This window comes from Arthrobacter citreus, assembly GCF_038405225.1.
GTDB lineage: Bacteria > Actinomycetota > Actinomycetes > Actinomycetales > Micrococcaceae > Arthrobacter_B > Arthrobacter_B citreus_A.
On record NZ_CP151657.1, the window covers coordinates 2793649 to 2806402 of the forward strand.

The window sequence follows — 12754 nt, forward strand, 5'->3', positions numbered from 1 at the left end:
CAGGTGATGCCTAGCGGCCGGCAGCCCTCCCGGCTGACCGGCCGCTGAACAGGCAGCCGCCAAGGAACGTGCCTTCCAGGGACCGGTACCCGTGCATGCCGCCGCCGCCGAACCCAGCCGCTTCACCCGCGGCAAACAGTCCCGGTACCGGTTCGCCGTCGGCGCCCAGTACCCGGGAGTCCAGGTCGGTTTCCAACCCGCCCAGCGTTTTGCGGGTCAACACCGACAGCCGGACCGCGATCAGCGGTCCGTCCTTGGGCTCCAGGATGGGACGAGGGGACGCCGTCCGGATCAGGCGGTCGCCCCAGTAAGTGCGGGCTCCACGGATGGCCGTTACCTGGCTGTCTTTGCTGAAGGGGTTAGCGATCTCCCGGTCCCGGGCGACAAGCTCCCCCCGCACTGCCTCAGCAGCTAGCACCGGGGCCATCCCCTCCGTGGAGTCTTTAGCGAGCGCGTTCATTCCGGCAACCAGTTCCTCAAGGGAACCTGCCGAAATGAAGTCCTCGCCGTGATCCAGGAACTGCTGGACCGGCCCCGGAATGCCTGCGGTGGCCCGGCCGAGGACATCCCGCACCGACTTACCCGTGAGGTCCGGATTCTGCTCCGAGCCGGAGAGGGCGAATTCCTTGCGGATAATTGCCTTATTCAGGATGAACCAGCTGTAGTCGTAACCCGTGGCGCGCAGATGCTCCAACGTGCCCAGCGTGTCGAACCCGGGAAACAGCGGCACCGGCAGCCGGTTTCCCGCTGCATCCAGCCACAGCGAGGACGGCCCGGGCAGGATCCGGATGCCATGGTTGGACCAGACCGGATTCCAGTTCTTGATGCCCTCCACGTAATGCCACATCCGGTCCGGGTTAATCACCCGCCCGCCGGCGGCGGCACTGGCATTAATGCCACGCCCGTCCACATGCCCCGGCACTCCGCTGAGCATGATCTGCGGCGGGCTGCCCAGCCGCTCGGGCCAGGCGGCACGGACCAGGTCATGGTCGCCGCCAATTCCTCCGGTGGTCACGACGACGGCGCCGGCCGAGAACTCGAAATCCCCCACCGGGGTGCGGCTGGTCTCGGCGCCGCGTGCCGCCGTCGTCGGCTCCAGGACCGCACCCCGGATTCCGGTGACGGTGCCATTGGCCGTTGTCAGCTCCTCCATTCGGTGCCGCACAGCAAGCCGGACCAGGCCGCGGGCGACGCCGTCGCGCACTTTTGCCTCAAACGGTGCCGTAACGCCGGGCCCGGTGCCCCAGGTGATGTGGAACCTGGGCACTGAGTTCCCCGGGCCTGTGGCCCCGTAGCCGCCGCGCTCGGCCCAGCCGACAACGGGAAAGATGCGGTGCCCCATGCCGTGCAGCCAGGAGCGTTTTTCGCCGGCTGCGAAGTTCACATATGCCTCGGCCCAGCGGCGAGGCCAGTAGTCCTCCGGCCGGTCAAAACCCGCGGTGCCCAGCCAATCCTGCCAGGCCAGCTCGACGGAGTCTTTTATGCGCAGCCTTCGCTGCTCGAGAGTATCCACCAGGAACAGGCCGCCAAAGGACCACCAGGCCTGCCCGCCGATACTGGCATCGCCCTCCTGCTCCACCAAAATGACGGAGCGGCCGGCGTCGATCAGCTCAGCGGTGGCCACCAGCCCCGCCAGCCCGGCCCCTACAACAATGACGTCTGCGTCTGTGGTTGGCTGCATCCGGCTCACGCTACCGGCAGCTCCACCCTCTGGCTAGGGCAGATAAACACGGCTGCAACGAGCTTGACGGCTGTCTCTTCCTGTTCACGGGGATCACTTGGCGGTTGCCTCTTTCTGCGGAGGTTGCCGCTTCCTAGACTGGGCGTATGAGTAGTCCTCCACAGTGGGGCTGCTCCCACAGAGCTGGTGTCCGCCTCGACCTGACTGGAGAAGAACCATGACTGAGAAGGAAACGCCCGCAGCCCATGACAAGGATCGAACCCACAACGAAGCCCCGTCCGAAGGCGACACGGCAGAGTCGCCCGAGTCGGATCGCCAGCACACGCAGGATGCCGCGGAGGGGGATGACACGGAGCAGAAGAAATAGCTCGGTGCAGAACAATCCCGTCCAGAACAAGAAGGCCTTGGGTTTCCGTTGGAAACCCAAGGCCTTTTCGTTGAGTTCTGTCCTTTGCAGCGAAGCTGTCTTATTGGGTGAACTCCGACTCATTAACGAACTCTGTCTATCGGCTTAACTAACTCTGTCTATCGGCGAACTCTGGCTATTAACGAACTTTGTCTTTCAGTGAACTCTGTCTTGTGGATCCGCTAAGAGGCCCGCGCCCTTCCCCCGTTACGGCTGGCATCACCGAGCACGTCGGCATCGGAGCTTTGGTCGACCACTGGCCCCGTCCCGGCAATCTCCCGCAGCAACTCAATGCCGGCCACTGCCTCCTGCTTGGTGGGGAACATCGCTGACACTGCCATCAACGCACCGTCACCGGAAATGAGTTTGATCCGGAACGCGCCGTCATGAGCGTCGACCAGCTTGAAGTAGCCCGACATCTCTTACCTCCTTGTAAGGGGTACCACTCGTGCCCTTAATAGTAAGCCAGCTTATGGGTGTTGAAAGCCCCGGCGCTCAAATCACCTAGTTGGGTCTGCAACACCTTCGGTACCTGCCGCTGTCCTTCCCGGAAATGCCGTCAGTGCGTGCAGGATTTGTTCGGGGGTGGCGGGCTGGGACGTGAGCAGCGCCGCGAGGATGCGGGCCTGCGGCGGCTTCAGGTCACCGGAGGGAATTGCCCCTGCACGGACCAGGTCGGTCCCGCCTCCGCTTCCGTAGGTCGGAACAACGGGACCATCCGGAACCCTGGTACTCAGGACAACAAAACACCCCGAACGAACGGCATCCTGCACTGCTTCGGAAAAGCCTGGTCCGGCATTGCCCAGACCCGTGCCGGAGAGAATCACGGCATTGCTTCCGACCTGCACAGCGTGGGAAAACAGGTCGGTTCCAGCCCCCAGGGAACAGTCGATGATGTCCACCCGCACGGTGTCGAAGTCCTCGTTTGGCATGGACAGCGGAGCTGGACGAAGCGGCCGGGCGGTCACGTGAAGGGTATCGCCGATAAAGTGCGCCACTTCCGTACCGCCGGCAAAGGGATTCGTTCCCAGTGTGCTGGCGTTGCGCAGGCCGCGGGCCGAGCGGATAACGCCGGCAAAGGAAACCAGCACTCCGGCATCCCGCAGCTCAGGTGAGGCTGCGGCTTCCACGGCTTCCTCGAGGTTCTGCGGCCCGTCCGGAGCCGCGCTGTCCGCCGGCCGGGATGAGCCGGTGAACACCACCGGTTTGGGCGAGGCATGCACCAAGTCCAGCAGGAAGGACGTTTCCTCCATGGTGTCCGTACCATGCGTGATAACGACGCCGTCCACTGTGGGATCCAGCACTGCTTCGCGGGCCGCCCGGGCGATCGCCCGTAAATCAGAAAACTGCAGTTGGAAACTGCCGCTGACCATAACGTCCCGAACGCTGATCGTGTGCCGGCGGGACAGCGTGCCTATCACCTCCTCGATGCGTTCCGACGCCACCAAGCCGCCGTCCGCGGTGCTGCGGGACGAGATTGTTCCTCCGGTGCCCAGAATTCGAATGGATGCCACTGGCCAACCCTTCACGTGTTTCGCCTCTGCAAGCCAACGTAGGACGCCTGCCCCGCCGATGCCTAGGGGAAGACGCGGTACCGGCACTGGCAGGGGCCATTCCCGGCGCTCGATCTGCCTAGACTGGGATCATGGCCGACACCGTCACTGCTGAACAGCGGAGCCGGAATATGTCCCGGATCCGGAGCAAAAACACCAAGCCTGAGCTGCTTGTCCGGCGCCTGCTTCATGCCGCCGGCTACCGTTTCCGACTGCATGGCGCCGCCGGTGGGAAACTTCTGCCTGGAAAACCCGATCTGGTGTTCGCCTCACGCCGCAAGGCCGTCTTCGTCAACGGCTGTTTCTGGCACCTTCACAGTTGTCCCGCCGGGCAGCGTGCTCCCCAAAACAACAGCGAATTCTGGGCGGAAAAGCGCAGCAGGACGGCCAGCCGCGACGCCGCAGCGGTCCAGTCACTTGCCGGCGCGGGATGGGAATCCCTCACCGTGTGGGAGTGTGAGCTCAAGGACCGCAACGCATTGGAGCGGCAGCTGGTCGCCTTCCTGGGACCGAAGCAGCCGTGGGTGCCCTGACATGATGCCCTGACGGGGGCGCCCTGACGCCAGAGATCCGTTCCGCACGGGGTCCAGCCCATGCGAGATCCATTCCGTGCGAGGTCCATTCCACCCGGGTCACCGGCGCAGAGGTCCGCGGCGGGGAATAGACTCGATCAAACCGGCGCGCTTCATCACCGTCGCGGCCGGAAACTACAGGTTTACAGCACTCGTGGATGGGTGCGTTCAACGGGAGGAAGACAATATGGCTGACAGCACCGCCAAGCGTGGCGTGCTTTTCGACGTCGATGGAACCCTGGTGGATTCGAATTACCTGCACGCTGTGGCCTGGTGGCAGGCCTTCCGCCAGCAGGACCACGATGTTCCCATGTCAGCCGTGCACCGGGCGATCGGAATGGGCGGAGACAAGCTGGTGGAACATCTGCTCGGCGAAGACCGAAACGAGGACATGGACGAGCAGTTGGATGACGCTCACGGCGCCATTTTCTCCACTTGGTGGCCATCCCTGCGCTCCTTTGACGGCGCCCGCGACCTCCTGCTGGCCTGCGCAGACAAAGACCTGACGGTGGTCCTCGCTTCCTCTGCATCCGAGACGGAGCTCAAGGTGCTGCGCACCGTCATCGACGCCGATTCGGCCATTAGCGCCGCCACCAGTTCATCGGATGCCACGGAGTCAAAACCCTCACCCGAAATTCTGCAGGCGGCACTGGATTCCTCCGGACTGACCGCCCAGGACACGGTGTTCGTTGGAGATTCAGTGTGGGATGTGAAGGCAGCCGCTGCGCTGGAAATCCCCACCATCGGCTTGCTTTGCGGTGGTACGAGTGAAGCGGAACTCCGCGACGCCGGCGCCGAAGAAGTCTGGGAGAACCCACGCGAGCTGCTGGAGAGCCTGAACTCATCCATGTTGGGGAAACTGATCGCCGGCGCCTAATCAGAGCTGGGCTTACCAGAGCTGGGCCTTACCAGAGCTGGGCCTTATTCGAGCTGGTGGGCGGCCGTCGTCAAAGTCAGCACCAGCGCCAGCGCCCGCGCTAGGCAAACACCGCCTTGTGCGCCGCCTCCATGACGGAAACAGAACACTGTGAGGGCCGGGAACATTCACGTTCCCGGCCCTTCGGCGTGCACCTGACCAGGCGGAAAAGAGCATGAAACAGACGCTTCATGTGATTGACACCACATCCGATCTGTACAAGGGTAGGCGCAGCGGAAGACGCTTTCCAAGGCCCCGGGATTCCAAATTCCCGTCCGGGTTCGCGGCGACTTTCCGCTGACAGGAAGCAACGACGCCCCCTGCCTGCACGTCAACGGAGAGGTACTGCCATGCCCCGACATCCGATTCGCCCCACCGAACAGCACCGCAGCGGCAACGCGCGGCGCTTCCGCTCCCTGGCGGCTGCCGCTGCCTGCCTTGCCCTGACGCTGACCGCGTGCGGAGGCGGCTCCGGTTCCGAGTCCGCCGACGGCGGCGACGTGGAACTCACCTTCACCTGGTGGGGAGCCGATGCCCGGGCCCAGCTCACTGAACAGGTCATCGACAAATTCGAAGAGGAAAACCCCGGCATCACCATCAAGGGTGACTGGGGCGGTTGGGAAGGCTACTGGGACAAGCTGGCAACCTCCACCGCCGGCGGCGACGCCCCCGACGTCATCCAGATGGATGAAACCCGCATCGCTGCCTACGGCGAGCGTAATGCCCTGCTGGATCTCACAACCCAGGAAGACATCCTGGATCTTTCCGAGATGGAGCCGGAAGTCCTCCAGACCGGCGAAGTCAAGGGCGGCGCCCTGGCTGGAGTCCCGGTTGGTGTGGGCATCTTCTCCGTTGGCGTGAACCCCGCCATCCTGGAACAGGCCGGACTTCAAATGCCTGATGACACCACCTGGACCTGGGACGACATGTTTGACATGGCTGCCCAGGTTAGCGAAAAACTCGGCAGCGAGGGCGTGTACGGATTCGACTTCTTCGGCACCCAGGCCGCGGAGCTGGGAACCTTCGCACGCCAAAACGGCGAAGAGGTGTATCCCCGCGACGGGGAAACCCCTGTCAGCACCGAAACGGTCGAAAAATACTTTGAGACGGCCCTTGAACTCATGGAGACCGGAGCAACGCCTGCCGCTTCCACCCAGGCAGAAAGCACAGGGAACATTGAGCAGTCGCTGTTCGGTACCAACAAGAGTGCCTTCCACCTGCAGTTCCATACCCAGATCCAGGCGTTCGTGGACGCCAGCGGATCCGATCTGAAGCTCCTGCGCCTGCCCGCCCAGGAAGAGGGCGAGCCACAGAACATGGTGAACAAGGCCTCCATGTACTGGTCCATTTCCTCCCGGACCGAGCATCCGGAAGAAGCCGCCAAGTTTGTGAACTTCCTGATCAACGACGAAGACGCTGCCTCCATCCTCAAGGTCGAACGAGGAGTGCCGGCCATTCCCAGCATCCAGGAAGCCCTGAAGCCGCAGCTGACCCCCACGGGCACCATGTCGCTGGAGTTTGCAGCAACCATGCAGGAGGAGGTTGTGACACCTCCGCAGGTGACACCCGCCAACGCCTCCGACTTCAGCACCGAGTTCACCCGAATCGGCAACGAAGTCCTCTTTGGCAGCCAGAGCCCGCAGGAAGGCGCCAAGACGGTGGTGGCTTACCTGGAGGGCCTGCAATAGCTCCACCGGTTTCTGGCTCTTTCGGCCAGTCCCGTTTTCGCGATTCCTTCCCTGTTCCGGCCTTCCCACTTCTGCCTACCTTCCCACTTCCTACTTCCTTTCCCTGGAGCCTTTTCCTATGACACGTCTTTTCCGCACCGCAATTGTTGGTACCGGCGGCATCGCCCAGGCGCACGCCAAGAGCATGGCCACTCTGAGCGGCCGGGCGCAGGTGGTGGCCGCGGTTGATGTTGATCCCGGCCGGCTGGCAGCTTTCTGCGATGAATGGAACATTGAAAACCGGTATTCCTCGCTCACTGAACTGCTGGCAGCGCAGGACCTGGATTTGGTCCATTTGTGCACCCCGCCGGGTTTCCACAAGGATCAGGCCATTGAAGCGCTGGGCAGCAACGTGAACGTGCTGTCGGAAAAGCCGCCGGCGTTGACCCTGGCGGACATGGATGAGATTGCGGCGGCTGAGGCGGCCTCGGAGGCCTTCTTTGCCACCGTTTTCCAGCACCGCTTTGGATCGGGAGCGGAGAACCTCAAGCGCCTGATGAGTGGAGATGACCTCGGCCGTCCGCTGGCCGCAATCTGCAACACCCTCTGGTACCGGCCCGACAGCTACTTTGACCTTCCGTGGCGGGGACAGTGGCTGGTGGAAGGCGGTGGGCCGACCATGGGCCACGGGATCCATCAGTTCGACCTCCTGCTGTCCCTGTTGGGGAACTGGAGCGAGGTGACGGCAGTTGCTGCCCGGCAGGCTCTTCCCACCAACACCGAAGACTTTTCCGCTGCGATTGTCAGCTTTGAAAACGGCGCGGTTGCCACCATCATCAACAGCCTCCTGGCGCCCAAGGAGACCAGCTACCTCCGCTTCGATTTCAGTGGAGCGACGGTGGAGCTCGAGCACCTGTACGGCTATTCGGATGACAGCTGGTCCCTCTCCCCCGCACCGGGCCATGAGGATCTGGAACGGCAGTGGAAAGAGGGCTTAACGGGACGGGCGTCCGGGCACTCGTCCCAGTTTGCCGCCATCTTCGACGCCCTTGAGTCCGGCGGCGTACCGCCCGTTACCAGCACGGATTCCCGGATGACCATGGACCTCATAGCTGCCATCTACGCCTCCGCGTTTACCCGCAAGCCGGTCTCCCGCGGATCGATCGACAAGAACTCCCCCTTCTATGGGGCCATGGATGGCAACTCCGCCCCGTGGGCAGACGTGAAAGAGAGCCACTAATGAGCCAGCACCACTCCCCCCTCACCGAGCCGGGACGCCCGGGACTGTCCCTGGACCACGAGCACGGACGCAGTTTGCGGGTGGCTTTCGACGGCCAGGACATTTTCCGGTACGTCTACGGCCCCTGGGATCCTCAGTTTGAATCGCCCCGCCCCTATTTCCACCCCCTGACCACGCTTGGCGGCAAGGAAGTCAGCACCTACCGCCCCCATGATCACCTCTGGCACAAGGGGATGGCCTGGTCGCTGCCCAACGTCGGAACCGAGAATTTCTGGGGCGGGCCAACCTATAACCGCGGCCGCGGCTATGAGCAGCTGGAAAACAACGGATCCACCAACCACGTGGAGTTCACCTCGCTGGAAGTCACCCCAGAGCGCATCACCGTGGTGGAAAGCTTGGAGTGGATCACCCAGGCCGGCGAACTGTGGGTCCGCGAGGAGCGTCGGTTTGCCGTGGAGGTCCTTGATGGCGAGCACGGCGAGCGGGCGTGGGCGCTGACCTATGCCACCAACTTCACAAATGTTTCCGGCGCGGAGATCGTGATGGGAAGCCCCACCACGAAGGGCCGCGAAAATGCCGGCTACGGCGGGTTGTTCTGGCGGGGACCCCGGTCCTTCACCGGCGGTTCCGTCTACATTCCCGGCCGGACCGGCGGGGACGATCTCAACGGAATCCGAGCACCGTGGATGGCTTTCAGCGGCCAGCACGACGGCGAGGGCGGGGCATCCACCCTGGTGTTCGTCGATTCTCCACACAACTCCTATCCCGGCGGGGAGAACACCGAGTGGTTTGTCCGCACCGGAATCTTCGCCGTCGTCAGCCCGTCTCCGTACTACTCGACGGAATTCACCTTCGAGCCGGGCCACAGCCTGTCCTATGAGTACGCCGTGGTCATTGCGGACGAGGACCGGGGCGTGGAAGGGTCGGAGCAGTTAGCTGCGGCCAGTCTCCAGCTGCTCGGCGTGTCAACGTCAGCGGGGCGCTGATGCTGAAGGATTCCGGCGGCGCTCCGGCGGGCTTTCCCGGCGGCACCGGCGTCACGCGCATCAATGTTTACACGTGGGATGCCGTGGACGGCCAGTGCGGAGGCAGCCCGCATCTGCATACCGCCACCACTGAAAGCTATGTAGTGGTGGGTGGCCGCGGGCGGGTCCAAACGCTGAGCTCTGCCGGATTTGAGGAGCACTCCCTCACCCCGGGGACAGTGCTGTGGTTCACCCCTGGGACAGTTCACCGACTGATTAACGACGACGGCGCCCTGGAGATTGTTGCCGTGATGGGCAACTCCGGGCTCCCGGAAAACGGTGACGCCGTCCTTACGTTTCCGGAGCCATACCTCGATGATCCGCAGAGGTACCGGGACGCGGCGACGCTTCCTCCCGGGGGCTCCGTGGAGTCCCGGGAAGCTGCCGTGATAGCCCGCCGGGACCTCGCAATGGAAGGCTTCCTCACCCTGCGGGACCGGGTGGAGGAGGAAGGGCCACAGGCCATGGAACACCTCTACCGGCAGGCCGCCGCCCTGGTGCAGGACAAAGTGGCCACGTGGAGCACGCTCGTCCACAATGGTCCCCTGGCACAGGCCCGGCAGAGCGTGGAACATCTGGAGCAGTTGGCCCGGGCCGATGGCAGCCACCTGCTCAACGCCGTCGTCCGCTCCGCGGCGCCCACGTCCCCGGATCCCGTGTACGGGATGTGTGGCCGGCTCCAAACCTGGAACCTCATGCCGTCGAGCACCGGGGTGGCCAGTCCCGTGCAGCCGCTCTGATCCGCGGGGCCCGGCCACCCCGCAGGCCGGTGGTACTGTCGAAAAATTGCTTCGAGAAGACATTTCGAGAGGATCTCCCATGACCACTGAACCCACCGGCCCCGCCAACACCGACGAGGATCCCCTGGGCCCCAGCGCACCGCAGCCCGAACCCACCGGCGATCCGCGCCGGCCCGGCTCGTCACCGGACAGTGCCTCGAACATCCGCGATGCTCAGGGCACGTCTCCGGGCGGCACCGTTCCCGCCGGCCATTCCGGCGGCACCGCTGATTCCGGCAGCCTGAACCCTTCGAGCGCCTCGAACGGTTCAGGGGCGGATGGCGGCCGGGGATCAGCGCCCGAGGATGCCTTGAATGAACCAGAGTCCGCGGACGGCTAAGCTCCCGCCCTAGACCAGTCCGCCGCTAGACCAGGCCGGCGCTAGACCAGTCCGGCCCGGCGCAGCGCCTCGGCCATCGGCCCCTGCGCCGGGGCGGCAGCTGGCGGACGGCGCCGGTTGTTGCCCGGCGCCGGACTGCCCGCTTTGGCGCTGCGCGCGGGCGCCGCGCCCTTGCCGGAGCTGTTGGCATCGGATCCCTTTGCAGGAAGGTTCTTTGCGGCGTTCTGTCCCATATTCCGGTTGTTCCGCTCGTTCCTGTCATTTCGGTCATTCCGGCCGTTCCGGTCCTTCCGCGGCGTCCGCGGCTCCCGGGGAGCGGCTGCGTCCTCGTCCAAGCGCAGCGTGAGGGAAATGCGCTTGCGTTCCGGATCAGCCTCCAGCACCCGGACCTTGACCACCTGACCGGACTTCACGACGTCGCGCGGGTCGGAGATGAAAGTGCTGGACATGGCGGAAATGTGCACCAGTCCGTCCTGGTGCACGCCCACGTCCACAAAAGCCCCGAAGGCCGCCACATTGGTGACTACGCCGTCCAGCACCATCCCGGCGCGGAGGTCACTGATTTTTTCGACCCCTTCGGAAAACGTGGCCGTGCGGAAGGCCGGACGCGGATCACGCCCGGGTTTGCGCAGCTCGGCCACGATGTCCAGGATGGTCGGCAACCCGGCTGACTCGTCCACGAAAGCCGACGGTTCCAGGGTATCCAGCGCTGCTCCGGCCGGACTCATCTCCGCCCCCGCTGCGGCGAGGATGCGGCGGGCAATGCCGTAGGACTCCGGGTGCACGCTCGATGCATCCAGCGGCTCGGAGCCTGCCGTCACCCGCAGGAAGCCTGCGCACTGCTCAAACGCCTTGGCGCCGAGGCGGGGCACCTTCTTGAGGTCCGCACGCCGGGCGAAGGGGCCGTTCTCGTTACGGAAGGCCACAATGTTCTCGCTCAGCAGTGGACCGACGCCGGCGACCCGCGTCAACAGTGCCGGCGACGCCGTGTTCACGTCCACGCCCACGGCGTTGACGCAGTCCTCAATCACCGCGTTCAGTGACCGTTCCAGCTTGGCCGCTCCGACGTCGTGCTGGTACTGACCCACACCGATCGACTTCGGATCAATCTTCACCAGCTCGGCGAGCGGATCCTGCAACCGGCGCGCGATGGACACCGCGCCGCGCAGCGAAACATCCATGCCCGGCAGTTCGGACGAGGCCAGGGCCGACGCCGAATAGACTGATGCGCCAGCTTCGGAGACCACAAGTTTCTGCAGGCCTGCCTGCGGAAGCAGCCGGATCAGTTCGGTGGCCAATTTGTCGGTTTCGCGCGACGCGGTGCCGTTGCCAATCGCAATGAGATCCACACCGTGCTCCTGCACCAGTGCGGCCAGCCGGGACAGAGCTTCGTCCCATTTGCGGGCGGGGGCGTGCGGATAAATGGTGTCGGTGGCCACCGGCTGTCCGGTGCCGTCCACGACGGCCACCTTCACTCCGGTGCGCAGGCCCGGGTCCAGGCCCAGTGTTGCGCGGTTGCCGGCCGGGGCTGCCAGCAGGACATCGCGGAGATTCGCGGCGAACACCCGGACTGCTTCTTCTTCGGCCGAGGTGAACAGCCGCACGCGCAGGTCGATGGAGAGTTTGGCCAGAATCCGCCGCCACGCCAGCTGCGCAGTCTGCAGCAACCACGCGTCCGCCGGCCGGCCGCGGTCCGCGATGCCCAGACTTGCCGCCACCGCCCGTTCGTACTTCTGCCGGGCGGCGGCAAGCGCCGCGGCGTCAGCCGGGTCCGCCTCCGCAAGGTCCAGGTCCAGGATGCCTTCCTTCTCTCCGCGCAGCAGGGCCAGGACCCGGTGTGAGGGCATTCCCGATGGTGACTGCGCAAAATCAAAGTAATCGGCAAACTTCTGGCCTTCAGCTTCCTTGCCCGCTTTCACCCGTGAACGCATCCGGCCCTGCTTCCACAGCCGCTCGCGCTGTTCGGTGAGCAGGTCCGCATCCTGCCCTGCCCGTTCAATCAGGATGGCGCGTGCTCCGGCGAGCGCCTCCGCGGCATCCGGAACAGTGTCATTTCGATATCCGGCGGCGGCACGCTCCGGCTCCAGCTGGGGGTTGGCCAGCAGTGCTTCGGCCAGCGGCTCCAGGCCGGCCTCACGGGCAATCTGGGCTTTGGTTCGGCGTTTGGTCTTGTAGGGCAGGTAAATGTCTTCGAGCCGGGACTTGGTTTCGGCAGCATCAAGTGCCGCTTCCAGCGCCGGGGTCAGCTTGCCCTGGCTGTCGATGGCTTCCCGGACCGCTGCCCGCCGTTCCTCCAGTTCGCGCAGGTACCGCAGCCGGTCATCGAGTTCACGCAGCTGCGTATCGTCGAGCGTGCCCGTGGCTTCCTTGCGGTAGCGGGCAATGAAGGGCACAGTGGAGCCCGCGTCCAGCAGATCGACGGCGGCTCGCACCTGCCAGGCCGCAACCCCGAGCTCCGCGGCAATCAAAGCGCAGACACGGTCGGTGGCCAGTTGGGCGGCCTTCTGGGAGGACGTTGGTTCGGGCTTTGATTCTTTGGGCTGTACCGGGGGAAGACTCACCCGGCCATTGTTCC

General features: G+C 64.5%; 12 protein-coding genes. 8 read left to right on the forward strand and 4 right to left on the reverse strand.

Going from position 1 to position 12754, the window contains the following annotated elements; translation table 11 throughout:
- Nucleotides 1-10 precede the first annotated feature (10 nt).
- Nucleotides 11-1681: an FAD-binding dehydrogenase gene (locus tag AAE021_RS12860; protein WP_342022734.1), complete on the reverse strand. Its 1671-nt coding sequence runs from the start codon at nucleotides 1679-1681 to the stop codon at nucleotides 11-13.
- Between the two features lie 217 nt (nucleotides 1682-1898).
- Here AAE021_RS12860 and AAE021_RS12865 point away from each other — a divergent pair, with 217 nt between their 5' ends.
- Nucleotides 1899-2048: a hypothetical protein gene (locus AAE021_RS12865; RefSeq protein ID WP_342022735.1), complete on the forward strand. Its 150-nt coding sequence runs from the start codon at nucleotides 1899-1901 to the stop codon at nucleotides 2046-2048.
- A gap of 221 nt (nucleotides 2049-2269) precedes the next feature.
- Here AAE021_RS12865 and AAE021_RS12870 read toward each other — a convergent pair whose 3' ends face one another.
- Nucleotides 2270-2506, reverse strand: coding sequence for a YegP family protein (locus AAE021_RS12870; protein WP_342022736.1), 237 nt, complete (start codon nucleotides 2504-2506; stop codon nucleotides 2270-2272).
- Between the two features lie 81 nt (nucleotides 2507-2587).
- The gene (locus AAE021_RS12875) at nucleotides 2588-3601 is read right to left on the reverse strand and encodes an asparaginase (RefSeq protein ID WP_342022737.1); all 1014 of its coding nucleotides are present in this window, start codon (nucleotides 3599-3601) and stop codon (nucleotides 2588-2590) included.
- 131 nt (nucleotides 3602-3732) lie between these two features.
- Between AAE021_RS12875 and AAE021_RS12880 the strand changes: the two genes are divergently transcribed.
- The 7 genes from AAE021_RS12880 (at nucleotide 3733) to AAE021_RS12910 (ending at nucleotide 10179) form a co-directional block, all read left to right on the forward strand.
- A complete protein-coding gene (locus tag AAE021_RS12880) occupies nucleotides 3733-4173 on the forward strand; it encodes a very short patch repair endonuclease (protein ID WP_342022738.1) in 441 nt (146 codons plus the stop codon).
- Nucleotides 4174-4399: 226 nt separating this feature from the next.
- On the forward strand, nucleotides 4400-5089 hold the full coding sequence (locus AAE021_RS12885) for an HAD family hydrolase (RefSeq protein WP_342022739.1): 690 nt from the start codon (nucleotides 4400-4402) through the stop codon (nucleotides 5087-5089).
- 389 nt (nucleotides 5090-5478) lie between these two features.
- On the forward strand, nucleotides 5479-6816 hold the full coding sequence (locus AAE021_RS12890) for a sugar ABC transporter substrate-binding protein (RefSeq protein ID WP_342022740.1): 1338 nt from the start codon (nucleotides 5479-5481) through the stop codon (nucleotides 6814-6816).
- Nucleotides 6817-6934: 118 nt separating this feature from the next.
- Nucleotides 6935-8035, forward strand: a complete 1101-nt coding sequence (locus tag AAE021_RS12895) for a Gfo/Idh/MocA family oxidoreductase (RefSeq protein ID WP_342022741.1) — start codon at nucleotides 6935-6937, stop codon at nucleotides 8033-8035.
- On the forward strand, nucleotides 8035-9021 hold the full coding sequence (locus AAE021_RS12900) for a PmoA family protein (RefSeq protein WP_342022742.1): 987 nt from the start codon (nucleotides 8035-8037) through the stop codon (nucleotides 9019-9021). Before AAE021_RS12895 ends, AAE021_RS12900 begins: the two co-directional genes overlap by 1 nt.
- A complete protein-coding gene (locus tag AAE021_RS12905) occupies nucleotides 9021-9800 on the forward strand; it encodes a cupin domain-containing protein (RefSeq protein WP_342022743.1) in 780 nt (259 codons plus the stop codon). The genes AAE021_RS12900 and AAE021_RS12905 overlap by 1 nt, the downstream gene beginning before the upstream one ends.
- A gap of 79 nt (nucleotides 9801-9879) precedes the next feature.
- Entirely contained in the window at nucleotides 9880-10179 is a 300-nt protein-coding gene (locus AAE021_RS12910; protein ID WP_342022744.1) for a hypothetical protein, read from the forward strand.
- Between the two features lie 41 nt (nucleotides 10180-10220).
- Here AAE021_RS12910 and AAE021_RS12915 read toward each other — a convergent pair whose 3' ends face one another.
- Nucleotides 10221-12671: a Tex family protein gene (locus AAE021_RS12915; RefSeq protein WP_342025408.1), complete on the reverse strand. Its 2451-nt coding sequence runs from the start codon at nucleotides 12669-12671 to the stop codon at nucleotides 10221-10223.
- Nucleotides 12672-12754 lie beyond the last annotated feature (83 nt).